Source organism: Mycolicibacterium neworleansense (assembly GCF_001245615.1).
Classification (GTDB): Bacteria; Actinomycetota; Actinomycetes; order Mycobacteriales; family Mycobacteriaceae; genus Mycobacterium; species Mycobacterium neworleansense.
Genome location: NZ_CWKH01000002.1, coordinates 1,795,451 through 1,819,206 on the forward strand (window position 1 = coordinate 1,795,451; position 23,756 = coordinate 1,819,206).

The 23,756-nt window shown below is 64.3% G+C and carries 23 protein-coding genes, 1 tRNA gene and 3 pseudogenes; 19 read left to right on the forward strand and 8 right to left on the reverse strand.

Annotated elements, in window-relative coordinates:
• Nucleotides 1-15 precede the first annotated feature (15 nt).
• Complete coding sequence (locus tag BN2156_RS24280) at nucleotides 16-972, reverse strand: hypothetical protein (RefSeq protein WP_131725200.1); 957 nt, start codon at nucleotides 970-972, stop codon at nucleotides 16-18.
• Nucleotides 973-1,197: 225 nt separating this feature from the next.
• On the opposite strand from BN2156_RS24280, the gene BN2156_RS24285 reads away from it, so the two are divergent.
• A tRNA-Tyr gene (locus BN2156_RS24285) sits at nucleotides 1,198-1,280 on the forward strand.
• A gap of 19 nt (nucleotides 1,281-1,299) precedes the next feature.
• Here the strand turns inward: BN2156_RS24285 and BN2156_RS24290 are convergent.
• Nucleotides 1,300-2,598, reverse strand: a complete 1,299-nt coding sequence (locus BN2156_RS24290; protein ID WP_090517375.1) for a tyrosine-type recombinase/integrase — start codon at nucleotides 2,596-2,598, stop codon at nucleotides 1,300-1,302.
• A gap of 132 nt (nucleotides 2,599-2,730) precedes the next feature.
• On the opposite strand from BN2156_RS24290, the gene BN2156_RS24295 reads away from it, so the two are divergent.
• Complete coding sequence (locus tag BN2156_RS24295) at nucleotides 2,731-2,931, forward strand: helix-turn-helix transcriptional regulator (RefSeq protein WP_090517376.1); 201 nt, start codon at nucleotides 2,731-2,733, stop codon at nucleotides 2,929-2,931.
• A 444-nt stretch (nucleotides 2,932-3,375) separates the two neighbouring features.
• On the opposite strand, the gene BN2156_RS30610 is transcribed toward BN2156_RS24295, so the two are convergent.
• Nucleotides 3,376-3,654 carry a hypothetical protein gene (locus BN2156_RS30610; RefSeq protein WP_131725201.1) on the reverse strand — a complete coding sequence of 93 codons (279 nt, stop codon included), beginning with the start codon at nucleotides 3,652-3,654 and terminating at the stop codon, nucleotides 3,376-3,378.
• Between BN2156_RS30610 and BN2156_RS24300 the strand changes: the two genes are divergently transcribed.
• The 12 genes from BN2156_RS24300 to BN2156_RS30615 all read left to right on the forward strand — a co-directional run bounded on the left by BN2156_RS24300 (nucleotide 3,653) and on the right by BN2156_RS30615 (nucleotide 12,312).
• Nucleotides 3,653-3,910: a hypothetical protein gene (locus BN2156_RS24300; protein WP_090517377.1), complete on the forward strand. Its 258-nt coding sequence runs from the start codon at nucleotides 3,653-3,655 to the stop codon at nucleotides 3,908-3,910. The two genes, BN2156_RS30610 and BN2156_RS24300, sit on opposite strands and share 2 nt — an antisense overlap.
• Before the next feature lie 100 nt (nucleotides 3,911-4,010).
• Nucleotides 4,011-4,244: a hypothetical protein gene (locus BN2156_RS24305; protein ID WP_090517378.1), complete on the forward strand. Its 234-nt coding sequence runs from the start codon at nucleotides 4,011-4,013 to the stop codon at nucleotides 4,242-4,244.
• A 40-nt stretch (nucleotides 4,245-4,284) separates the two neighbouring features.
• Complete coding sequence (locus BN2156_RS24310; protein WP_090517379.1) at nucleotides 4,285-4,743, forward strand: hypothetical protein; 459 nt, start codon at nucleotides 4,285-4,287, stop codon at nucleotides 4,741-4,743.
• A gap of 33 nt (nucleotides 4,744-4,776) precedes the next feature.
• Nucleotides 4,777-5,082 carry a hypothetical protein gene (locus tag BN2156_RS24315; protein WP_090517380.1) on the forward strand — a complete coding sequence of 102 codons (306 nt, stop codon included), beginning with the start codon at nucleotides 4,777-4,779 and terminating at the stop codon, nucleotides 5,080-5,082.
• A gap of 708 nt (nucleotides 5,083-5,790) precedes the next feature.
• Nucleotides 5,791-7,173, forward strand: coding sequence for a terminase large subunit domain-containing protein (locus tag BN2156_RS24320; RefSeq protein WP_131725202.1), 1,383 nt, complete (start codon nucleotides 5,791-5,793; stop codon nucleotides 7,171-7,173).
• The gene (locus tag BN2156_RS24325; protein ID WP_090517382.1) at nucleotides 7,170-8,483 is read left to right on the forward strand and encodes a phage portal protein; all 1,314 of its coding nucleotides are present in this window, start codon (nucleotides 7,170-7,172) and stop codon (nucleotides 8,481-8,483) included. The genes BN2156_RS24320 and BN2156_RS24325 overlap by 4 nt, the downstream gene beginning before the upstream one ends.
• Nucleotides 8,476-9,054, forward strand: a complete 579-nt coding sequence (locus BN2156_RS24330; protein WP_090517383.1) for a hypothetical protein — start codon at nucleotides 8,476-8,478, stop codon at nucleotides 9,052-9,054. The genes BN2156_RS24325 and BN2156_RS24330 overlap by 8 nt, the downstream gene beginning before the upstream one ends.
• Complete coding sequence (locus tag BN2156_RS24335) at nucleotides 9,051-9,449, forward strand: hypothetical protein (RefSeq protein ID WP_090517384.1); 399 nt, start codon at nucleotides 9,051-9,053, stop codon at nucleotides 9,447-9,449. Before BN2156_RS24330 ends, BN2156_RS24335 begins: the two co-directional genes overlap by 4 nt.
• A gap of 109 nt (nucleotides 9,450-9,558) precedes the next feature.
• Nucleotides 9,559-10,389: a phage major capsid protein gene (locus BN2156_RS24340; RefSeq protein ID WP_090517385.1), complete on the forward strand. Its 831-nt coding sequence runs from the start codon at nucleotides 9,559-9,561 to the stop codon at nucleotides 10,387-10,389.
• On the forward strand, nucleotides 10,389-10,700 hold the full coding sequence (locus BN2156_RS24345) for a hypothetical protein (RefSeq protein ID WP_090517386.1): 312 nt from the start codon (nucleotides 10,389-10,391) through the stop codon (nucleotides 10,698-10,700). The genes BN2156_RS24340 and BN2156_RS24345 overlap by 1 nt, the downstream gene beginning before the upstream one ends.
• A gap of 222 nt (nucleotides 10,701-10,922) precedes the next feature.
• Nucleotides 10,923-11,090 carry a hypothetical protein gene (locus BN2156_RS30760; protein ID WP_159402867.1) on the forward strand — a complete coding sequence of 56 codons (168 nt, stop codon included), beginning with the start codon at nucleotides 10,923-10,925 and terminating at the stop codon, nucleotides 11,088-11,090.
• 232 nt (nucleotides 11,091-11,322) lie between these two features.
• A complete protein-coding gene (locus BN2156_RS30615) occupies nucleotides 11,323-12,312 on the forward strand; it encodes a hypothetical protein (protein WP_131725203.1) in 990 nt (329 codons plus the stop codon).
• A 352-nt stretch (nucleotides 12,313-12,664) separates the two neighbouring features.
• Here the strand turns inward: BN2156_RS30615 and BN2156_RS24350 are convergent, their stop codons facing one another.
• Both BN2156_RS24350 and BN2156_RS31280 read right to left on the reverse strand, forming a co-directional pair.
• Nucleotides 12,665-12,889 carry a hypothetical protein gene (locus tag BN2156_RS24350; RefSeq protein ID WP_090517387.1) on the reverse strand — a complete coding sequence of 75 codons (225 nt, stop codon included), beginning with the start codon at nucleotides 12,887-12,889 and terminating at the stop codon, nucleotides 12,665-12,667.
• A 185-nt stretch (nucleotides 12,890-13,074) separates the two neighbouring features.
• Entirely contained in the window at nucleotides 13,075-13,317 is a 243-nt protein-coding gene (locus BN2156_RS31280) for a hypothetical protein (RefSeq protein ID WP_235625492.1), read from the reverse strand.
• Here BN2156_RS31280 and BN2156_RS24355 point away from each other — a divergent pair.
• The 3 pseudogenes from BN2156_RS24355 to BN2156_RS24360 form a co-directional block, all read left to right on the forward strand.
• A pseudogene (locus BN2156_RS24355) lies at nucleotides 13,213-13,995 on the forward strand (RtcB family protein); the annotation flags it as partial. The gene BN2156_RS31280 and the pseudogene BN2156_RS24355 sit on opposite strands and share 105 nt — an antisense overlap.
• A gap of 411 nt (nucleotides 13,996-14,406) precedes the next feature.
• Nucleotides 14,407-14,652 (forward strand): annotated as a pseudogene (locus BN2156_RS31545) (LAGLIDADG family homing endonuclease); the annotation flags it as partial.
• A gap of 204 nt (nucleotides 14,653-14,856) precedes the next feature.
• Nucleotides 14,857-15,333, forward strand: a pseudogene (locus tag BN2156_RS24360) (RtcB family protein); the annotation flags it as partial.
• A gap of 1 nt (nucleotide 15,334) precedes the next feature.
• Here BN2156_RS24360 and BN2156_RS24365 read toward each other — a convergent pair.
• Nucleotides 15,335-15,559 (reverse strand): hypothetical protein, encoded by a 225-nt coding sequence (locus tag BN2156_RS24365; RefSeq protein ID WP_090517388.1) that lies wholly within the window; start codon nucleotides 15,557-15,559, stop codon nucleotides 15,335-15,337.
• Nucleotides 15,560-15,683: 124 nt separating this feature from the next.
• On the opposite strand from BN2156_RS24365, the gene BN2156_RS24370 reads away from it, so the two are divergent.
• Nucleotides 15,684-18,404: a cation-translocating P-type ATPase gene (locus BN2156_RS24370; RefSeq protein WP_090517389.1), complete on the forward strand. Its 2,721-nt coding sequence runs from the start codon at nucleotides 15,684-15,686 to the stop codon at nucleotides 18,402-18,404.
• 31 nt (nucleotides 18,405-18,435) lie between these two features.
• On the opposite strand, the gene BN2156_RS24375 is transcribed toward BN2156_RS24370, so the two are convergent.
• On the reverse strand, nucleotides 18,436-20,268 hold the full coding sequence (locus tag BN2156_RS24375; protein ID WP_162490922.1) for a DUF7159 family protein: 1,833 nt from the start codon (nucleotides 20,266-20,268) through the stop codon (nucleotides 18,436-18,438).
• Between the two features lie 183 nt (nucleotides 20,269-20,451).
• Between BN2156_RS24375 and BN2156_RS24380 the strand changes: the two genes are divergently transcribed.
• A complete protein-coding gene (locus BN2156_RS24380; protein ID WP_090517391.1) occupies nucleotides 20,452-22,110 on the forward strand; it encodes a DUF7937 domain-containing protein in 1,659 nt (552 codons plus the stop codon).
• Here BN2156_RS24380 and BN2156_RS24385 read toward each other — a convergent pair.
• On the reverse strand, nucleotides 22,107-23,738 hold the full coding sequence (locus BN2156_RS24385; RefSeq protein WP_235625463.1) for a PE-PPE domain-containing protein: 1,632 nt from the start codon (nucleotides 23,736-23,738) through the stop codon (nucleotides 22,107-22,109). The genes BN2156_RS24380 and BN2156_RS24385 overlap by 4 nt on opposite strands.
• Between the last annotated feature and the right edge of the window lie 18 nt (nucleotides 23,739-23,756).

Genomic DNA, 23,756 nt, shown 5'->3' on the forward strand with positions numbered 1-23,756 from the left:
CCCGGGTTGTCGCGGCTAGGCGGAATCCTCTGCCGACTTCAGTCCCTTCATGCGGTGCGCCGCCCGAACACGGGCCGGGCCTGACGTGCCGTCCAACCGCTTCGACAGCTGTTTCTTGACCAGGGACCGCAGTGTGGACGAGGTCCGCTGCGGCCTGGAAGCCAGGTTCGACGCTCGGGCGGGCTTCGTTGACTTCGGCTCCACCGGCCTCGGATCGTCGGTGACGGCCTGCCTCAGCAAAGCGGTGGCACCCTTGACGATGTTGATCCCCGGGCCGGTCTGGCTCACCGTGACACCGTCCTGATCGACAGTACCGGCGATCGCGAACGGACCGCCTTGAGTCTTGATGGTATTGGTGCCCGAGGTGTTGAACGCCACGGAGGCGAAGCTGTCGACGTCGAAGCCGGCGACGACGCGTCCGTCACCGCCGAGGTTGACCGCGAGGTTGCCGACTCCGAAGGCCTGGGCCCAGTTGTAGTCGGCATGGTCGCCGCGATTGATGGCGACGTTGGCGACTCCACTGGTCACGGAATGCCCCTGGGCGCCGTCGGTCACCGCCAGCGACGTCAGCCCGGCGGAACGGGCGTACGCCTGGTAGCCGTTCGCGTAGGCGAACGTGAGGATGCCGCGCGCCGTCGAGGTCGCACCTTCACCGACGGCCAGCGCCCCGCTGAGGGAGTTGAGGCTCAGTAACTCGGCGGGGACCAGGGCCGAGGCACCATCGCCGATCGCGAACGCCCCGGTGAACCACCCGTACGCCGACGCGGTGGCACCGTCACCGATGGCGATCGCGACGTCGGTCAGCCCGCTGGAGCAGTCCGCGCTGCTGCTGAGCCCGAACGCGGATATGCAGGAGGCATTCGCCGACGGGCCCGAATACGCCAGGCCGGCGAGCAGTGCACCTGAGGTCAACGCCGCAGCGAGCGGCATACTCGTGCGCCTGCCGTCGAATCGGGCGGTGGTCTGTCGCATGTCGGGCCTCGTTCCCTGAAGATGACTCTGGCCGGCACAAAATAACGCCTGCGCAACATCCGGATATAGGTATTTCCCTACTGCATTTGCGCCCGCGCAACCGCCCGCCCGCGACACCGGCAGGGTGTGGCCCTCATCGCAGATGTCCTGCCGGTTTGTAACTTGGGTATGTCCTCGTTGTACCCTGCTAGTCGCACCAAACCGGAAACGGGGCGGGGCGAACCAGGCAGATTGCCCGAGCGGCCAATGGGAGCGGACTGTAAATCCGTCGGCTTACGCCTACGCAGGTTCGAATCCTGCATCTGCCACCCTAGTCAGGGCCAGTTTCTAACTGGCCCTGACTTTTTTCATGCCCCCGATGTACCGCAGTGGTACCGCAGTAGTGGCCTGTATGGCCTCCCCAAGGGCGTTCGCCGCGCTGGTCAGATCAGCGTCATACAGGTGCCCGTAGCGCTCCAGGGTCATCGCCGCTGTGGCGTGGCCGAGCTGCCGTTGAATCACCTTGACGTTGGCCCCGGTGGAGATCAGCAGGGACGCGCACGTATGCCTGAGATCGTGTGGTGTGCACGTTGGGAACTCTGGGGTGGTCGCGGTGCCCGTCTCCGCAATCTCTCGCGCACGGGCCGCTGTGGCCTCCGCCTGCATTGCCTGCACGGCCTTGTCGAAATAGTGCCGGTACCCGTGGTTGGTCAGGTACCCGTCGTGTTCTTTTGACGCCCGCCCCTCACTGGGGAACACCAGCGCCCACGGTTGGGCGGGTAGGGCAGGCTCCAGCTCTTTCCACACCGGGGGAGGTACGACCACCTCGCGGGTCTTGCCGGTCTTGGTTTTGGTAACCACGACACCCTGGCCGGTCACCCGGGTACCCGACTCCGCCACGATCAGCTTTCCGCCTTTGACGTTCTCTCGGCGGAGTGCGACCGCCTCCCCGAACCGGATGCCGGTGTACCCGAGCACCAGGGTTAGGAGTGCGTACTTTTCCATGTGGGAGACCAGCCCGAGGAGCTGGGAATGGGTAAGGGCGTGCTGTTGCCGTTCCCCCTCGGTCGGCATGTCGTACTTTCGTTCAATCTCTGCCGCAACGTTTTTCGCCACCATGCCCGACCGCTGGGCGTACTTGAGTACGGCGTGCATGAGCTGGTGGGCCTGCCGTATCCGGCTGGCTGATAGTGGCTTGTCATCCTGGGATCCGTCCACCGACAGGCTGCCAATCCACTTCAATAACGATTGGGGGTCAATGTTTTTCAGCGGCACCTGTCCCCACCGGGGGAGTATCAGGGTGTCCAATAGACCCCGGTAGCCCGCGAGAGTCTTCGGCTTCCGGTGTGCTTTCGTGGTGAACCAATCCTCTGCCACAGACCCGAATGTTTCCCCCGCCTTCTTGGGGTCCACATACTCACCCCGCACTACCTGTGCGGTCAGGGTGTTCAGGAACGCCTGGGCGTCGGGCTTGCGTTCGTAGACCTTGGTGTGTTCCTGGCCGGTGGAGTCCACCCACCTGACCCGCCAGCGCTTGCCGCGACCATGTAGGGCTGACTTCTCGGTGCGCATGACTCCGTCGTCACCCTTGACGCGCTTGGTCCAGCGGTCGTCAATCCCAGCTCGGGCGTTCCGTTTGACACTCATACCGCAGTACTGTACCGCCAAAAAACCGTTGGGCACGGACTGGCCACGTCAGAGTGTCCCAACGTTCACACGCTGCACCCAACGGAATCCGCCAAAACAGGGGGGACGCTTAAAGAAAAGGAGGATTCCACGTTGGAAAAACCACTGACCACTGAAGAGGTCTCAGCCCTGTTGGGCATCCCTGCCGCAACGCTGCGGTACTGGCGGCACCTGTCTCCGCCCGAGGGCCCCCGGTGCTATCGGCTGGGCCGCAAGCGCATTGTGTATGACCCTGCCGATGTTCAGAGCTGGCGCGAGTCTCGCAAGGCGGAGACGGCCAGGGGCGGACAGTGACCGTCCCACACCGGAATCCGGTCTATTGGATCGGTGACAAGCCCATCGACTATTACACGCCGGTACCTCACGGGCTGGCCCGCGACGGGGACCTGAGTTCGGGTGCCCGGTCGGTAGCCCTATACGTGTGGTCCCACGTGGGCGGGTGGGAACTGTCTGCGGTATCTATCGCGGAGGCCCTGGGGATGGACCGAAAGTCAGTCGGGCGTGCACTGGCGGAGCTAGACCGAAAGCGATGGATTGCGATTCGGTCCACGGGTAAGACAACCCGCGAGTACTACGCACACCCGGCGCGGAAACTCACCGAAGATGAGCACTCCGACCTTGTCCCAATAGTGGACAAGTCATGCCCCGAAAGCGGACAAGGGGTTGTACTAAAAACGGACATGGGGTTGTACCAAAATGGGGCAGCTGATATGTCCCAAAATGGGGCAACAAAGAAAACTATCCAAGAAGAACAACAAGAAAAACAACAAGAATGGGACGCGAGAAGAGAAACAGATGAGTTCTGTCATCTTCACGCGGGACCACCACAACCAAAAGTGTTCTGCCAGTGCCATGAACGGAAACGGGTGGAGGCTGCACCCTTGGACCTCGAAGAGGCTGAGTATCCATTTTGATGCCGCCGAGGAAAAACGCAATCAGCGCATATAATGGTGTGTAGAAGAGTTTCAAGACCATCTCTCTTCTTCGCGTCAAAATCTTTATTGCGAGGAATTTCATGCAGATTCAATACGATGTGGACGCCACCGAGGTCCTGGCGACCAGGCTGGTACTCGCCCATCTCGCGGAGACGGAAGACGAGACAGCGTTCCTGTCCTGGATGATCCAGGCGGACGCCCGAGTCGGTGCCGAGGCATTCCTACTCGCGTCCCACAGCGCCCGTATCGCGGCTCAGTGGTGGAAACGGGCAGGGCTGGCGGATCAGGCACGAGACATGCTCGTGCGCAGGCTCACCGGGCTCACGACGGCAGCATGAACACCCGTCTGATGTCCTGCCCGTTGTCGCTGGCGTGCACCGAGTGTGGCCGGTATGCCGGTGGGCAACCGTTGTGCGATGCCTGCCGGGAGGCTGACGAATGACCAGGCTTGAGAATTACGCGAACGGTGAACCGCTCGGTGTCGGCTACCGCTTTGAGAACGTGGTGGACAGCGCCACCGAGTCAGCACCGGGTGAGCCGGTGTTTTTTGCCATTGAGGACGACCGTTTCGGCATCCTCCGCTTTCGGCTGACACCGGACCAGGCTCGGGCCGCTGCGCTCGGGCTACTGGTAGGTGCAGACACTTCCGGCAGCAGGACACAGAGGGACTGAAACCGCCTTGCCTAGGCAATCACCCACGGACGCCGAAAAAGTGGCTGAGATTCAGCCGGTTCCAGGCGGAATCGGCTATCGGTACTGGGAGCTGCACGACGACGGCACGCTTTCCTCCCCGATTGCCGGTGACATCCTGGCCCCTGATGGCCAGCTGGTGGCGACATGCGACCGGGACCACCAGCCACCGTCACCCCCGTGCCTGTGCGGCATCGCGTACTACCGCAGCGCCGACGATCTGCACCGAGCACTGGTCGCACTGGACCGGGACCCGTTCGACTACGTGACTACCACCGGCACCCTGACAGGACCCGTGACGCCCGACCACAAAGCACAGCACTATTACGTCGGAGGCTGGCCGGTGATCTGTCCTGATGCAATGCGGTGCCGTGCCTACCAGGTGGACACCATCATCACAGCGGACTACTTCGCGGCCAACCGTATCCGGCTGGCATACCCAAGCATCCGTGTGAACCACCTGCCCCTGACGAAAGCGTGACCGTTGCGCATTACCGGAGGCCACACCGTTACGGTGTACCGCGCCGCGAGAGACAGACACGGCGATGCCGAGTCGGAGACGCTGGTCGGCACCATCGACCACTGCATTCTTCAGCCCACCAGGACCACACCGACCAGTAGTAGCTGGGCCGAGACGACCGAGCTGGTCACCATTGTCTGGGCACCGCGAGACGCTGCGATCAAGCTGGATGACCGTGACCGAATCACAGTGAATGGCAACACCTATCGCGTAGTTGGTGAGCGGATGCACGACATAGAGCACCCGGCCACCGGCCACAGCTTCGGCTACTACGCAGTGCAGATCGAGGCCGTGGTTTGACCGCTGGTGTACCCCGTCCGTGCATCAACTGCGGTGAGTCCACGATGGACACCCGGTGCTCCGAGTGTGTTGCCCCCAAGTGTCCAAGCTATGGAACGTATCGCAGGCCCAAGGGTGACAGAACGTACGGCCCACAATGGCGACGGCTGCGCTGCCAAGCATTGCGTATCCAAAAGCATTGCAGTTTCGCACATCTCGGTGGATGCCAAGGTGGTCTAGAGCTGGATCACAGCCCGCGTGCCCACGACCGCATGAGATCGGGACTCGTTGTGCGACTTGAGGATTGCATGGTGGTCTGCCATGCCCACAACATGCAGCTCGGACCAGCACGTGGTGCAGATGTCACCCGACCGTATGCACCCGACTACCAGCAGCTCGGATAGGTGTTTGCTGGGATAGCAGTGCTTGATGGCATGGTCTTGTGAGCCGACGTGAGTCGAGCTAGCGCCGGTCGTCAAGCTATGGCGGGATACGCGAAACATCATGCAGTACAACGTATTTGGGGTGGGGATGCTAGGCCCCCATCCCGGCCCCCACAAGCGCAGCGAATGCGCAGAGCCGAATTATCTGCCGACTCAGGCCTCAGCATAAGTAGCTGAACTAGTTAGCTGCGGCTAGAACGTCAAAGGAAACTTACCGACGAAACGCGGACCGAAACAGCCGAGAGTGCTTGAGCCACTAGCGTTTAACGCAAGTGGTCGACCAAGCGTGCATTTCAACGAATTTGCCTGCAAATACTTGAGATTCGGCGATGGCACTCCGATGGATCCACGCGACTGGCAGCTAGACATTGTGTCCCAGGTGTTCGACCCGCTGCCGCGTCCCCGGTTGGCCGGGGTGGCAATGCCTCGCGGAAACGGAAAGTCAAGCCTTGCAGCGGCATTGGCTGTTTGGGTGTTAATGACTGGTCGCGGGGTGACCGTGGATGTTATCGCAGTGGACGAACGGCAGGCCGGAATTATTTTCAGCATGGCGGCCAAGTTCATCGCCCGCAATCCCGAACTTGAGTGCCGGGTAACCGCCTATAAGGACCACCTGGTGGTGCCTGGGACTGAGTCGGAGATGACTTGCCTACCCGGGACACCGGCAGCTCTTGAGGGTCGGGACCCGACGCTGTGCATTGTGGACGAGGGTGGCCGCGTCCTGCCCGAGGCCTATGAGGTGGTAGCCCTGGCCAGCGGAAAGCAAAGGGAATCAACAGTTCTGGTACTGGGAACGCCAGGGCCGCGACCAGACAACGTGCTGGCACAGTTCCGTGACCACGCTCTCAACCGCCCTGACGACATATCCCAGGTGTACGTGGAGATCAGCGCAGCCGGGTTTGAATCCCACGCGACCGACTGCGAGCACTGTTGGAAGCTGGCCAACCCGGCACTTGATGACTTCCTGTATCGGGACGCCCTGGCCGCGCTACAGCCGCCCAAGATGAGTGAAAGCCACTTTCGCCGGGTGCGTCTGGTCCAATGGGTGACCGATAACGAAAACCCGTTCGTCACCGCTGACACCTGGGACGCGATTGCCACCGGTGAACAGGTCCCCGATGGCGCAAACGTGGTGATCGGCCTGGACGGCAGCCACAGCCGCGACTGCACCGCCCTGGTCGTGGCGACCGTAGACGCCACCCCGCACGTAGCCACCTACCGCCTGTTCAAGCCAGAAGACGGTCCAGACAACAGGATTGATGTGCTGGAGGTCGAACAGGCCATTCGGGACGCCCGCCAACGGTGGAACGTCCTGGAGGTAGCCGCCGACCCGCACCGCTGGACCCGCACCCTGCAAGTGCTGGCAGCCGAGGGAATCCCGGTAATGGAGATCCCACAGAGTGCCAGCCGACTCACAGCGATGACCACCGATCTGCATTCGGCCATTGTCAATCAGCGCATGACGCACAGCGGGGGCGCGGACCTCCGAGAGCACGTTCTAGCCGCGACTGTCGTGGACACACCGAACGGCGGTCTGAAGCTGGGCAAGGCCAGCCGCAGCCGCAACGCCCCCCGCATTGATCTAGCCGCAGCCCTGGTGATGGCCGTTAGCCGCGCCACTTGGCTTGCTGGCAAGCAAAAGAAACGGTTTCGAGTACTCACCCGATGACATCAGAACTATTGCACGATCTGCTCGCAGACCTGGACTCTCACCTAGGCCACCGTGGCGTCCTGAGACGCTACGCCACCGGTGCCCAACCCTTGGCATTCCTGTCGGCAGAGTCCTGTAAAGCCCTGGACAACCGGCTGTGCCGGATGTCTATCAACGTCCCCGCCCTGGCCGTGTCCAGCCTGACCGAACGCCTACGGGTGACCGGTTTCAGCGACACCCGAGCCTGGGATACGTTCGTGGCCAACGATCTAGACCAACTAGCCTCCCAGGTCCACGCCGATGCCCTGACCTACCGCCAGAGTTTCGTGCTGGTGTGGTCCAAGGATGGCAAGCCAACGGCCACCGTGGAATCCCCGTTCGAGTGCGGGGTAATTCGTGACCCGGCGGACCGTTCCGTGGTCGCGGGCGTCAAACGGTTCTCCACCAAGCACACCACCGAGGCATATGTGTATCTGCCTGACCGGGTGGAGCATTGGCGGGCCGACACACCTAACTCTGCTATCGGTGGATACCACCTGATCGAGGTTATCGAGCACACCCTAGGCGTTGTCCCGCTGGTCCCGTTCGACAACGGACGCAGCGAAATTGACGATCTGCGAGACCTCACCGACGCATTGGTGAAGGTCACCCTAGACATGGTAATTGCGTCCCATGCTGCCGGTTTCGGTCGGCGCTGGGTCACTGGTGTGGAGCTGATCGAGAAACCTGTAGTAGATCAGGCCGGTAACCCGGTGCTTGAGGACGGCCAACCGGTCATAGACACGGTGTCCCCGTTCGATGAGTCCGCTACCGCCTGGGCCATCGCAGAGAATCCCGAAACCAAGTTCGGCAGTTTCACCGAGAGCCAGCTAGCCGGGTTTGAAACCGCCGTACGGGTCCTGGTGTCACAGATCCAGGCCGTCTCCGCCCTGCCGTCGCACTACCTGGGCGTGCTGACCTCACAGCCCACCAGCGCCGACGCCTTGCGGGCCAGTGAGGCATCCCTGACGGCAAGGGCCGAGTCCAAGCAATTGGTTTTCGGGCGTGCCTGGGAGCAGGTAGCCCGGCTACTGCTCGCGGTATCCACCGCAGCCGACACAACCAACCTGCCAATGAGAGTGCAGTGGGCCGACGCGGCAACCCGTTCGGTGGCACAGGAATCCGACGCGGTGGTGAAGCTGGTCCGGGCCGGCATTTTGCCGGTGTCCTACGCCCTGGCCAAGCTCGGTTACTCCGATGATGAGATCCAGCAGATTCGGGCCGCACGTCGTGCCGACACCTTGGACGGCATCGGTATCGGGGTAGACACCGGGGACGAGATTGCCTGACCTCGCGGACACCTACCAAGCGCAGCTAGAGAAACTGGCAGACGGCACCGCACGGGCCGCCAGGCGGGCCGCTAACCGGCGCAACGTCACCAGGGCCACCCGTGCCGCCAACCTGGCCGCCATCGTGCAGCGGGGCAATGCACAAGCGCTGGCCCTGGCCGAGGCATTCACCCAACGCCAACTAGAGCATGTGAGCGGTCGGGCTGTACCGGCCAAGGGATTGCTACCCACCGATGACAGCGACCGCCTGATGAAAGCGGCCAGAACCATCCTGGCCGATCCTGACCCGCTGGCCCGAGCCGAACGGCTGGCCGTGGCCGAGGTGCTGCACACCGCCCAGGGGGGAGTGCAGGAATCCCTGACCGGCAAGAAACGGGGTAGGGGCGGATACCTGGGGTGGACCCGACAGATTGAGTCCGACGCCTGCCGGATCTGTCGACGCTGGGAACGGGGTGGCCGCGTCTGGCCCCCACAGCACCGAATGCCAAGACATTTCAACTGTCGCTGTGTGCAACGCCTGGTCGTCTCCGACACCCAACCCAAACCCGTACGAACGCGAAAGAAGACATGACCGAGAACACCGTAGACACCGTTGAAAGCACCGAACAGGACGACGTAGAGACACCGGAAGACGTTGCCGAGGTGGACGACACCGGGGAGACGTTTTCACGCGAGTATGTCGAGTCCCTACGGCAGGAATCGGCCAAGTACCGCGACCGGGCCAAGGGTGCCGACGACCTGCGCCACCGGCTGCACGATGCCCTGGTGAACCTGGACGGTCGGCTGGCCGATCCAACAGACCTCACCTATGCCGATGAACATCTTGACGGGGACGCCCTGGCCGATGCCATCACGGCACTCATCGAGTCCAAGCCTCACCTTGCCCGCAGGCCATCGGGTGACGTAGGGCAGGGCGTTCGGTCTGAAAGTGCAGTACCGAAAGACTTTTCGGGTCTGTTCAGCTAGACGGGTGGTAAAATTAGGGTAGCTAATAGACGTCCCGGTGGCGTGGCTGCTCCGCCCTGATGGCGTCGAGCGTCCCTGATACACGCTCACTTGCAAGGCATTTCAACCGATGGCAATTCTAGGAAGCGGTCTATCGACCGCTTGGACTCCTGACGGCTACGGCCAACTGATCGACACCGTAATCGCCGAAAAATCAATCGCTTTCCAGGCTGGCACTCTCGTGACCACCACCAATGAGAGCATCCGTTTCCCGATGATGACCGCCGACCCGGCGGTCGGGTGGTATGCGGAAAACACTCAGATCAGTCTCACCGACCCGACCACCACCGAGCTGGTTGTCACCCCCAAGGCGGTAAAGGGTCTCACTCAAATCTCCACCGAGGCAGCAGAAGACAGCAACCCGGCTGTTGCCGATCAGGTGGGCCGTGGCCTGGCCCGGTCGATTGCAAAGAAGATCGACGCGGCATTCTTCGGCAACACCGTGACCAACGGCCCGAGCGGACTGCTTTCCCTCGCGGGTGTGAACGTCGTAGACACCGGCACCATTGCGCTGGACTCACTGGACCCGTTCCACCAGGCCAAGGCGGACGCCCTGGCCGATGGCGCAACCCTCACCCATTTCATCCTGGCCCCCGATGTAGCTCTGACCCTGGCCAAGGCCAAGCAGGGCGACACCCTGAACGTCGGCCTGTTCGACGCCGTGGGTGACGGGACCACCCTGGCCGGTGTGAACGTTCTGGTGTCCACCGACGTGGCAGCCGGTAACGCCTGGGGCGTGGACGCCAGTCAGATCCTCATCGTGCAGCGAACCGGCACCACCGTGACCCGTTCGTTCGATGCCGCTTTCGACTATGACGCGGTGCAGGTCCGTGCAACGGCCCGAATCAGCTTCGGATTCCCCAATCCGGCTGGTGTGGTCCGTCTCTATGACGCGGCCTAATGCCGATCACCGCTGAAACCCTCTCCGCCCTGTCGGGTCTGACGTTCACCGCCGACCAGGCCAATGCCGCCGTATCGGTGGTGACCTCCCGGGCCAAGAGCTACACCCGGGGTATCGGCTTCACTGACGACGGCATTGCCGACGACATCGAATCTGTCATTCAGACAGCGGTGTTGCGGCTACTGGTCAACCCGACCAACGTCGAACGGGACGCGATGGGATCGCTATCGGTCCAGTACGGCAACAACTTCCAGGGCTGGACGCTCAGCGAAACCCAGGTGCTCAACCGATACCGCGAGAGAGCACGGTAAAGACTCTCCCCACATGCAAGCTGTGGGGTAGATACGGGTAGCCGTTGTTATCCTTGCGGTAGACCCGGCAACAATTGCAGCAATGCCCCCGGTTTCTGACCGGGGGCATTGTCATGTAATAGGACACCAACATGTTTCGGTAATAGCGCACACACAGATATGTTGCGGCCCTTAGTGATTACTTAGCCCTGCTCCAGCAGGAACGGGGGTAGCGTCCGAAACATGGATGCCGTCACCGCACTCTTGTATGTGACTCTGGGCGCGCTGGCCGACCATGAACCAGTGGACGTCGGCATGGTCCTGGAGTTCGCCAAATCAGGCATGACACCCGAGTTGGTAGAGGCCGGGGTGGACCTGTACGAATCACTGTTCGACATCGGGGAGCTGTGATGTTTCGCGTTTGTCTCAGCATTGCGGTTTACGTGTCTCCGACACCTCGTAAGGTGTCGGCATGGTCGAGCCAGGACAGTCCCATGCTGAGGCGGAGTCGGAACCCCTATTGTGGCGCGCTGACCCCACTTGGGGAGCGGATTGGGAGAAGGTCCACGGGGTTCTGTTGTACACGCGAAACGTTTTGAATCGCATTAATGGAGAAACGCCGGAAGCTGAGCTATCCGACCACATGCGGCAGCTGGCAAAAGTTTATGATGAGCGTACAGCCAGGGCGCTCGCTGATCTGTACGAATTGCTTACGGATGTTTTATTTGTCGACTCGGCAAAGATATTTACTGGCAAAGATAGCGAACCACGCTACTTGGTTCAATACATTGACCCCGCGAAGATTAGGGAATTGGGGTCCGCCACGGAAAATATTAGTAGAGGAATTCTTGAGGGGGATATCCCCACTGCAGATGTTCCTGTCGATTTCATTAAGCAATGGTTCGACGCGATCGACGGGGATATTACGTGGGGCGTAAGTCTAAATTCTTGGATGCCATCAGGGTTCGTGACGGAATCAGCCTCCGAGAAATCGGCTCTGAACCGGTGGCGTAAACGTATCAAGGGAATAGAACTCGGGCTTAGGACGGCGCTAGAAGCTGGCGCGGCAGCTGAAGTAGCTAGGGAAGCGGCGGCCGAGACGATCAGCTTGCTGGACGAAACCAAAAGCCTACGGGACATGGCCAGAAGTGCTACCGGTGAGGCTGGTGCAAGTGGGCTCGGTCGCTACTTCTCGTCTGTCGCTAAAGACGAGCAACAGTCTGCGATGTGGTGGACGGTTGCAGCTATTGGATCTATCGCCGGTGTTTTGGCGCTGGGAATTATTGTGTTTATCAGGGGTGACGAGGCGGACTGGGTTCCGACGCTATTCCATTTGGCTTTGGCTCTTCCGCTGATCGGTGCTGCATCATATGTGGCACGTATCGCGGGCCACCATCGCGCTTTGGCGAGGTGGGCAAAGGCAGCTGCTGTGCAGGTGAACACGATTCCAGCGTTTTCTCAACAGTTGTCCAGCGCTGAGGCGCGTCAACAGCTAATTCTTGAGCTAGGAAAGAATGTGTTTGCCACGCCCAATTTTGATGGTGCTACAGACGGTGACCGCATTTCGGCTGTGCCCCCTGAGTTACTTGAGACGTTAAAAGAATTGGTCCAGAAGTTGCCCAAGGCCCCTTAATGATTGCTCCCGGGCTTCCAGGCCCTCATCCACCAGGGCAACAGTCCGGTGTCCGTCGGGATCGGTAACCCTTGGGGCATCTGCACTACTTGGTTCGGTACCGCAGTGTGTACCGCAGTGCTGCCGAACCGTGCCGACGGAGCCAAACGGAACCAGTCCAGAAAAGGGCATGTAGTAGGGCATATATCAGCGCCCAGCCGCTGCGGCCAACGCTGGCAAACGCCCATATCGACAGACTGTAAATCCGTCGGCTTACGCCTACGCAGGTTCGAATCCTGCATCTGCCACCCAAGTCAGGCCCCCTTTCGAGGGGGCCTGTTTGGTTTCCGGGTGAATCCGGGTGTCGGCGCGGCTAGTGGCCGTCGTCGGATCCGCGGCATCCGCTCGCTGGGTCGGCTGCCTTCCGCTGGCCGGCAGCGTCGGCCGACCACCAGTTGAACCGGTGGACCTCGAGCTGCTGATCCGGTTCGGCGTGCTCGTCGGCCCACCGCAGCGCGCTCCGTTTGCGCCAGAAACCGGCAACCGGCATCACGCCACCGTCAGGGCGGTGCAGGAACACATACCAACCAAGTTTCATCGGACCCCCCGGGTTCCGACCTTGCCTACGCGATCGAATTCTATTTTGGCGCGCCAGTACCGTTTCCCGTCAAATCCGGCGCGCGCATTGCGCCATGCAACGCTCCGAAATATCCTGGTGAATCCGTCATTGCGCAGGTCAAATCCGCCAACCCGCCGGCATGTGATTCCCGGCGGTCGGCCGGGCTAAACCCACCGATCGAGGGTGGCGGCCCGCACGACTTCATGGCGCTGATGATCGTGGGCGACAGGATGAACAAACGCCTCGACAGCGTCGGGAGAATCGATGTCATGACCACGCACCGCGTCGGCGACCCCAAGCTGGTGAACTTCGCCAGCCATGTCGACGACAACACCATCGAGCAGGCGAAGCAGACCGCCTCGATGCCGTTCGTGCACCCGCATGTCGCGCTGATGCCAGATGCGCACAGCGGCAAGGGGTCTGCCGTCGGCACCGTGATTCCCACGATCGACGCGGTGATCCCGGCCGCGGTGGGCGTCGATATCGGCTGCGGCATGATCGCTGCCCGCACGGAGTTCACCGCTGCAGACATCCAGGGCCGTGATCTGGCCGCGCTTCGGACGGCGATCGAGTCGACGATCCCGCTGTCGCCGGGCAACTACAACACCACGCTCGGCCGGTTCCCGTTCACCGAGGGCCGCATCACCGACCTCGAACACCTGGCCCAGGATGGCGGAACCGACTTGTCCCACTCGCCCAAGTGGCGCGAGCAGCTCGGTTCGCTCGGCGGGGGCAACCACTTCATCGAGCTGTGCCTCGACCAGGCCGACCGGGTGTGGCTGTTCCTGCATTCGGGTTCTCGCGGTGTCGGGAACAAGATCGCCCAGAAGCACATCCGGGTGGCGCAGAAGCTCATGAAGCGATGGTGGATCGACCTGCCGAACCCCGACCTCGCCTACCTGCCCCAGGGCACCCCGGAGTTCACCGAATATCTGCGCGAGCTCAACTGGGCGCAGCGGTTCGCGTTCGAGAACCGCGCCGAGATGATGGACCGCTTCATGTCGGTGTTCGCCGCGTGGATGGGCTATGCCGAATTGGACCGGCCGCACACGGCGGGTGACTTCGAAGTCGAGCGGGTGAACTGCTTCGCGGGTGAAACTCAGGTAATTACCCGCATGGGCACGAGGCCGATTGAGGCTCTGGCTGGAGGACAACATGAGCTGCTGACCGATGGCGGCGAGTGGGTTAAGGCCCCCATCATGCACTTCGGTCGTCAGGAGGTAACTGAGGTCACACTGATCCGATCCGGTGTCTTAAAGACGATCCGGGCCACCGCCGAGCACCGATGGCTCCTGCTTACCCGACGTGGCCGCAAGTACGAGGCGACCACAGCCAAGCTGAATCCGGGCGACAAAATGCAGCCGGTGTTCGCCAAGCAACCAGCTGGCCGGACGACCGTTGACCAGCTCTCGGCAGCGCGTGGCTTCGTGTACGGCGACGGAGCAATGAAGGGGCGTAGGTCCTGCGCGAACTTCTGCGGCACCAAAGACGAAGCGATGATTCCCTACTTCAACGGCGTCGGGAACCCACTGCGGACATATGGCGAAGTTAAACGAATAACGGGTCTGCCGGGCGAATGGAAATCGGACCGCCCTGCGCTCGACTCGGACCCGTCGGTCCTCTACGGCTGGCTCGCAGGCTACTTCGCGGCTGATGGCGATGTCGGCAAAACCGGCCGCCCCACCCTTTCGTCGGCATCGATCGAAAACCTGGAGTACGTCAGGACGGCGTGTCAGGTCGTCGGAATCGGAACATTTGGAATAAGGGCCCGCATCGGGAAAACGGGCTACAGCAACGGAAGGCTTGTTACCCAGTATCTCGTCGGCTTGATGCGGGGAGACCTCGACGGGGAGTTCTTTCTAATCCCCGAGCATCGGCGGAGATTCGAGGCGGGCCGCGGCGCAGCCGAACGTCGCCACTGGCGGGGTGTTTTGGTGCGCCCTACTGGCGAGTGGACAGACGTCTACTGCGCGACAGTGGACGGGACCCACTCGTTTGCTCTGGCCGACAACATCCTTACCGGGAACTGCCACCACAACTACACCCGCAAGGAGCGTCATGGTGGCCGCGATGTGTGGTTGACGCGTAAGGGCGCGATCGACGCGCACACCGGCGTCGTGGGGCTGATCCCCGGCAGCATGGGGACGCGTTCCTATGTGGTGCGCGGCAAGGGCAATGCCGCTGGTCTGTGCTCAGCCCCGCACGGAGCCGGTCGCCGGTTCTCGCGGAACGAGGCACGCCGCCGGTTCACCGCCGACGACCTCGCACAGCGGATGCAGGGGATCGAGTATCGCCACGGCGAGGAGTGGATCGACGAGATCCCCGATGCGTACAAGGACATCGACGTCGTGATGGCCGACGCCGCCGGCCTCGTCGACATCGAGCATGAGCTCCGTCAGGTGCTCAACGTGAAGGGCACGTAGGTCAGGACTTGCGTCCGGCCACCAGATAGATCACGGGCATGACGCCCGAAGTGCTCAGCAGTCCGAGGGCGCTGCCCCACAACCATTTCGGGCCGTTGACCTGGCCGGCCTCGCGGCCGGCCAGGTCACGCAGCGCCCAGGCCCGAAGCCCGGCGTCCACTGCGGCCACCGCGATCACGGCCGTCTTGGTCTTGGGGGACAGGTCCTTCCAGCGCTTCTTGGCCACTGCGGCGTTTCCTTTCGGGCAACGGTCGGTCACCTCCAAGGTATCCGCTGTCGGAGGTGCCCGATCGCCGCGGCGTGGCGCACTACCGATTGCGTGGCGCCGCCGCGCCGGGCACTATCCGAATATGGCGGAAATCACCGCCCCGGCAGAGGATGCGTTGGTCAGCGCGCTCGCGCATTCCCGCAGCGCGATCGAAGTGCTTGAGGTCCTGGGCAGTTCGGGCGACGGGCTGGATGGTGACAGTGCGCGGGAGCGGCTGGCCGCCCACGGGCCGAACAAGCTCCCCGAGAAGCGTCCTCGGCCTGCGATTCTGCGATTCTTCACGCACTTCAACAATGTTTTGATCTACATCCTGATCGCTGCGGGTGTACTCAAGGCCATCCTCAATGAGTGGGTGGACTGCGCCGTCATCATTTCGGTCGCGGTGATCAATGCCGCTGTCGGCTTCATTCAGGAAGGCCGGGCCCAGCGGGCGCTCGACAGCATCCGGGGCATGTTGTCGGTGACCGCACAGGTACGTCGTGACGGTCACTGGCAGCAGGTGGACGCGCAGACCCTGGTGCCCGGCGACATCGTGCGGATTGCTTCCGGGGACCGTATTCCGGCCGACATGCGGCTGCTGGCCGTGGCGAACCTGCGGGTGGAGGAGTCGGCGCTGACCGGTGAGTCGCTGCCGGCCAAGAAGGATGTGACAGAGGTTGGCCCCGACGCCGGACTGGGCGATCGGATGTCGATGGTGTACTCGGGCACGATTGTCGCGGCGGGTTCGGGTACCGGCGTGGTGACCGCCACCGGAACGAGCACCGAGATCGGCCGGATCCAAGCGCTGATCGCCGATGTGGAAACCATCGAAACACCGCTGACGCGCAAATTGGCTCGGTTCGGCCGTCAGCTGTCGGTAGGCATCCTGGGTGCGGCAGCGGTGATGCTGGTGATCGGCAAACTGGTGCATCAATTCACGGTGGGTGAATTGATCACGGCGGCAATAGGTTTTGCTGTCGCCGCGATACCCGAGGGATTGCCCGCCGTCGTCACCATCACCCTCGCGCTCGGGGTGCAGCAGATGGCCCGCCGACGAGCGATCACCCGCAAGCTCCCCGCCGTCGAGGCGCTGGGCGCGGTCAATGTCATCTGCTCGGACAAGACCGGCACGCTCACCCAGAACGAGATGACCGCCCGCACCGTCGCCACCGCGCGTCACCTGTTCGACGTCACCGGCACCGGCTATCGACCCGAGGGTGGCCTCGAACTCGACGGCACCTCGATCACGCCGGCCGACTATCCCGACCTGGCAGCGTTGTTGACGACAATGGCCGTCTGCAACGACGCCCGCCTGGATGAGGCCGACGGTCAGTGGCGGGTGGTGGGCGAGCCGACCGAGGGCGCGCTGCGCACGCTGACGCTCAAGGCGCAGATCGACGATGCGGACTGGCCACGTCTGGGTGTGGTGCCGTTCGAGTCGGCCAACAAGTTCATGGTGACCCTCAACGACGCTCCCGTCGGTGAGCGCTACCTGTACGTGAAGGGGGCACCGGACCGGCTGCTCGACCGGTCGGCCACCCAGGCCGGCGGCGCATCCCCAGAGCCGCTCGACCGCACCACGTGGGAGGCCCGCATCGACGAACTGAGCGGACAGGGCCTGCGGGTGCTGGCCGCGGCCCGGCGGCCGGCGGCCGGTTCGGACACCGTCGACATCGGCGACGTCGAAGGCGGACTGGAGTTTCTCGGCGTCGTCGGCATTGTCGACCCACCCCGCCCCGAAGCCATCGCGGCGATCGAGACCTGCCATGCCGCCGGGATCCAGGTCACCATGATCACCGGTGATCATGCCGGAACGGCGCAGGCCATCGCGCGCGAGATGGGCATCATCAAAGCCGGCGACGTACCACGGGTCGTCACCGGAGCCGAGTTGGAACAGATGAGCCAGACCCGGCTGCGGCAGGTGGCCGACGAAGTCCACGTCTATGCGCGCACCAGCCCGGAACACAAGCTGCGCATCGTCAGCGCACTGCAGGGCCAGGGCAAGGTGGTCGCCATGACCGGCGACGGCGTCAACGACGCACCGGCACTGACCCGCGCCGACATCGGGGTCGCGATGGGGATCAAGGGAACCGAGGCGACCAAGGAAGCCGCCGGAATCGTCCTGGCCGACGACAACTTCGCGACCATCGAGCGGGCGGTCGAAGAGGGACGGCGGATCTACGACAACATCCGCAAGTCAGTGCTGTTCATGCTGCCCACCAACGGCGCCCAATCGCTGATCATTCTCGTCGCGATCCTGGCCGGGTTCGCGCTGCCGTTGCAGCCGGTGCAGATCCTGTGGGTGAACATGGTCACGTCGGTCACGCTGTCGCTCGCGCTGGTGTTCGAGAAGGCTGAGGACGGCCTCATGCGTCGTCCGCCACGCACCCCGAGCCAGGCGCTGGTGAACCGGGCCGACGTCGCAATGATCTCCTTGGTGTCGATCCTGGTCGCCGGCGCCACCCTGGCTGAGTTCTTCGTGGCCCGGGCCGGTGGGTACCCGCTGGCCGTGGCCCAGACCGCCGCGGTGAACATGTTGGCTCTGGGCCAGCTGGCCTATCTGCTGAACTGCCGCTTCGTCACCTCATCGAGCCTGCGGCCCCAGGTGTTCCGGGGGAATCCGTGGGTGTGGCGGATGGCCGGCGCCATGATCGTCCTGCAGCTGGTCTTCACCGACGCGCCGTTCATGCACACCTGGTTCCATTCGGCCCCCATCACGTACCGCGGGTGGGCGGTCGCGATCGCGTTGTCGATCGTGATCTTCCTGGCCATCGAAACGGCCAAGTGGGTGGGGCGCAGATTCCTGCCCACGCTGGCGACATGACAACCGTGCGCACCGTGCTGACTGCCGCGGGTCAGGGGCTGACCGGCATCGTCGTCACCGCGCCACCGGAGCCGCTACCGCCACCGAAGAGGCCGCCACTGGAGGACCCACCGTCGCTGGACGACGAGCCGCCCGAGGATGACCCGCCACTCGACGGGTACTGCGGCGCAACCGTTGTCACCGGCGCCTGAGTCACCGGGGCCTGCGTTGCGGGCTGCTCGATCGGGGGTGTGTAGGCCGGCGCGGTGTGGGCCGGCGCCTCGATCGTCGGCACCGACGCCTCCGTCGACGTGTGCGTCGGAACCGTTGTGGTCGGCGGCGCCACGGTCGTGGTGGGCGGCGCCGTCGTGGTGGTGGGTGGCGCGGTGGTCGTCGTCGGCGGTGCCGTTGTCGTGGTCGGCGGCGCGGTGGTCGTCGTCGGCGGTTTCGTCGTCGTGGTGGGCGGCGCCGTCGTGGTGGTCGGCGGGGTCGTCGGCACCCACGGTGACGGCAGCGTCGGCCACACGACCGGCGGAATCGGGACCGGAACGGGAAGAGGCACCGGGACCGGGACCGGAACCGGGCCCGGTGAAATCTCGACAGGCGGGGGAGCAGGCACTGCCGGGGGCGCGGCAGGCGGTGCCACCTGAGGAGCCTGGTTGACCTGCTGGTTACCCGTGCCCGAGCGCACCTTGGGCGCCGCTGGGGCCGCGGGTGGCGGGGTCAGCACCGAGACCGGCAGGGCCACCGGATCCGGCTCGTGTGGCACCGGTGGCAGGTAGTTGCCGGGCACGGTGTCCGCCTGCTGGGCGGGTGCGGGCTGCGCGCGCACATCGGCGGTGGGCCGGACGTTGATCGCGACCGCGGTGGCCAGCGTGGCGAAGCTGACCACGACGAACGCCAGGGCGCTGCCCATCAGCAGCATGCGGGGCGGTGGCGGCGCGATGACGGTCGTGTAGTCGGGGTCGTCCTCCTGCTCGGGGACGAACTCGTTGACCGCGTCCATCGGCATCTCGTCGGCCCAGGGATCGTCCTCGGCCTCCTGCGAGTAGGCCAGGTCGGGACCGACCGCGGCGGAGTCGGCGGGTGCCGGGGCCATCTGGGTGGCGTCGGCGGCCGGAGCCATCTGGGTGGCATCGGCTGCGGCGGGTGCCATTTGGGTGGCATCGGCTGCGGCGGGAGCCATCTGGGTCGGATCCTGTGGCATCCCGACGCCGGGCGCCATCTGCGTGGAGGCACTGGCCGGCGCGAAATCGTCGACCAGCTGCGCCGCACCCCGGGCGATCGCGTAGCCCGCGTCAGGTGCCACCTCGACCGGTGCCGTCGAACGCAGCTCTGCGGCAACGGAATCAAGATCGAGGCGTTGTCCCACCAGCAACACGCGGCCCGGGGCTTCATCGGCGGGCACGCGCTGCAACACGGCTGCGCATGCCGCGGCAATGCCCGCGGTGCCGATCGGCATGGTGGCCAACGTCGATGTCGGCAACCCGGAGTCTTCCCCGACCGTCGTCAGCGACACGGTGTCGTCGTCGGCGAGCAGCAACGCGGCGTCGGCGCCCACGCTGCGGGCCAGAGCCGCGGCGGCCTCGGCCTCCGTCACCAACTCGACGTTCGGTACTCCGGCGTCGAGCACGGTCTGGCGCAACGTGTCGGCGGCCGCATCGTCGGGCACACACAGCCGCGTCGCGGCGACCTGATTGCCCGACTCGGTGACCGCGCGGTAGGTGCCGATGATGGTCTCGGCCAGCTCCGACATCTCGGCCACCAGGTCGTCGGGCAGGTCGAGCGCGTACTGGTCCAGAACCTGGCCGCCACTCGCGGGCGAACCGATCATGGCCAAGCGCGCCACACGCCCGGTGACCGCCACCCCGAGGACTACGTCCACGGCTCCACTCCTTGCTTTATGGATGTTTTCTCGCGCCCCGACGGACTTTCCAAGCTACCGCACAGCTGCGACGGACCTTGGTGGTCAAACGATGCGGCTGCCAGCGCTGCTTGTGCGCCGGAGCAAAAGTGAGCACGCTGGTTGAGTCCCGCTGCGTTGTCACTCATAGAGAGGAATCGGTACGTGAGCGACGAGCGTTACGACGCGTCCGCCACCGTCGGGGTGGCGACGGTGGCTGCGTCGGTCGTGGAGCGTCCCCCACGGGTCGGCTACGTACCCACCCGGACCAACCGGGTGCGTGACGGTCTTGCCGTGGCGTTGCTCATCGTCGCGATGCTGCTGCCGTGGAACCTCGAATTCGGCCTCGGCGTCCCCGGTAGTGCCGGGTCGACGTTCGTCCTGTTGGCCGCCGTGACGTTGTTGGCGATCGGCTCCGCGCTGGCCCCCCACGTGGGGCCGTTCCGGTTGGCCGCGCCCAAGGCCGACGTCCGGCGCACCAGCCGGGTTCGGCTCGGGCTGAGCGCCGCCTACCTCGTCGTGGTGATCTGTTTCGTCGGCTACCACCTCGTGCAGACAGTGAGCAGTGGCGGGACCGGGGCCGTCCCGCCGGGTGTCGGTCCGGGCATGCTGCTCGGCGTCGCGGGCGCGCTGCTGGCCGGGCAGCCGCCCATCACGTCGACCACGATCGAGGACAACAAGTTTCGGCGTTGGTACACCGTCGCCCGGGTGATCGGGTTCGTCTCGATCGCGCTGGCGACGCTGTCGGTCGCGTTCAACCTCTACTGGCGGCTGCGGTACCTGTTCGTCACCCAGGTCGAATTCGGCGGCCATGACATCGCCGTCATCGTCACCACCTTGCTCTACGGCGCGGAGGCGATGATCGCGTTGGTCATCGCGTCTCGATGGCTGACCGAGCGCACCGGGGCGGCGCGGCTGGCCACGACGGCCATCGGTGTTTCGGGTGCGATCGCGGCCACGCTGGTGTGGCTGGCCGGTATCGGCCGCGACATCGACGCCTTTCACGGCATCGCCCAGAACACCTCGACGGCGGCCGTGGGTTACGAGGGCTACCTCGCCTGGGCCGCTGCTGCCGCGATCGTGGCGCCGACGACGCTGTACGCGGTCTTCCTGATCAAGCCGCCGACCATCGGCGCCTACCGCGGCGCCGCGCAGAAGTGCCTGACCCTCATCGCGTTCTGGGCGTTCGCGGCGGCCGCACTGCGGGTCGTCGATTTCCTGATCGCATGGTCGCTCGATCTGCCCCGCGCGCTGTATGACACCGTCGCGATGACAGTGTTCAACCTCATCACCGCGCTGGTGGCGCGGTGGCTGCACCGCCAGCTCGACCAGGGCATCACGTCGACGACGGTGGCCGCCGCCTTCAGCGCGGTGTTGTTCGTCTTCACGGTGGCGAATGTGGCCATCGGGGTGGCCCTGGCGCCGCGCTACGCCGGGGGTGCGCCCGCGGCGATCTACGGCAACAACCTGGCCCAGCAGATCACCAGCACCTTCGACGTCACGGTGTCTGTGCTGAGCCTGCTCGTGCTCGCGGTGATGGTGTTCACCGGTCCGTTTGCCGGGTATCTGGTGCGGCGCGAAACCCGTGCCGCCAAGCCGGTGCCGGAACCGGCGACGGAGGTGGTGCCGGCCAAGCCGGCCGCCCACGACTTCGCGCCGCCGACCATCGTGCGGCAACCGCGAGCGGCAGCTGTCCCGAAAATTGTTCGCCTGAAGGAGGATTCGACGGCGGTGTTGGCCGCCCCGCCGACCACCGATCTTCAGGTTCCGACGCAGGCGCTGCGGATCCAACGTCGCCCGCAGCGCCCGCCGTCGGAGGGTTAACCGGCCTGCGCGCTCTCGCGCTTGGCGGGCCGGTCGTGGTCGGCACCCGCTGACTTCGCGGCCTGCTTCGCCGCACGCTTGGCGGCACGAACGGTCTTTCGGTCCTGTTGGCCCGACTCCTTGTCCGCCACGGCTTTCGGCGCAGCGGCATCCCGGACCACCCGCAGCCGCGGTGCGGAGTCGGTGCGCGGGGCATCCGGCCGGGGGCTCGGGTGACGGCTGGACGGAGAGGACTTCGACTCGTCGTCGGTCTCGGCTTCGGCGCCGAGCTTGCTGTCCGCCGTGATGTCCGCCGGAGCGGGGCGGGCGGGGCTGTCGGCCGGGTCGACCGTCTTCTGCGGCGCCGTGGCACCACCGATGGCCTGCAGCACCTTGGCCAGTGGCCGGGTGGCGTCCGACAACGTTCCCGCCACGTGCTCCACGGTCTGCCGCACGCCCTGCTCGAACGGCGAGGTGCCTACCGGATCGATCGCGTGCTCGGTCACCGGAGTTTCGGGTTGGGTGTCGGAGACGATGGGCTGGGGCAGGGTGGGGGTGTAGGTCTGGCCGCCGAGGATCGCCAGGGACTGCTCGAATGCCCCGGGTAGCGCGTCGAGAGCTTCGTGGATCTTCTCCGGCGGAGTGACCCAGCTGAATTCCTTGACCTGGCTGGGATCTGCGGTGCGGTCGTATCCCATCTCGACGAACACCCGCAGCACGGGATCCATGGCGTCGACGAAACGTTCGGCGCCGATCAGGGACGCGGGCAGACGTAGCGGTGCCAGCAGCGGCAGGTACTGCGGCAGCATCACGTAGGTGGTGTTGCCGACCTGGGTGGTGACGGCGTTGGGGGCGTCGGGATGCTCCAGCACGTACCCGGGAAAGACATGCTGGAACAGGATCCCGGCGACCGCGTTCGCGACCGACAGCACGTTGAAATACGCTGGGAAATCAGCAAATCCGTCGTACTGGTTCTGGTAATAGGTGGTCTTGAACGGGCTGTCGGACGGTCCCGGACGGCCGAACGGGAATAGGTCACCGAGCACGGGCATGTCGCTCCACGACGTGAAGCGGGTCAGGATGCCGCCGTTGGGCTGGTACGGGTCGCCGATGAAGATGAACTCGTAATTGTCCGCGTTGGCAACATAATCCGGGTCCTTGGCCATCTCGGCGCGCACGATCTCGGCGACCTCGGTGCCCTGCGACATGCCGATGATGGTGACCTTGTCGTCGGCCGGTGTGTTGGCGATGTCCTGCGCCAGGTAGCCCGCGCCGATCTGCTCGGATCGTTTGAGCGAGTGCGGCCAGTACGGAACGTCGGACAGCCCGGGCAGATCGGAGATGATCGGAATTTCGAGGGCGATCTGCGCCGGGTAGGGGACGGTGTGGAACGAGTCACCTTCGGGCACCGTGCTGCCGTAGAAGAACAGCGGCACGCTCAACCCCAAGCCGTCGAACGACGGTCCCACGCCGATCGTCGTGCCGATCAGCCGGACCGCCGCGCTGTATGTGGCTGTGGGAGTGCTGACGGTGACTCCCGCCGATACCGCGACGACGACGCCGCCGGTCAGCAGCATCGACCCCCAGCGGCGTGCACCACGCTGTCGTCGCGTACCGCGCGCCGATTCCCCCCGACCCCAACCCTTCATGCTGTTCCTTCCCCCATG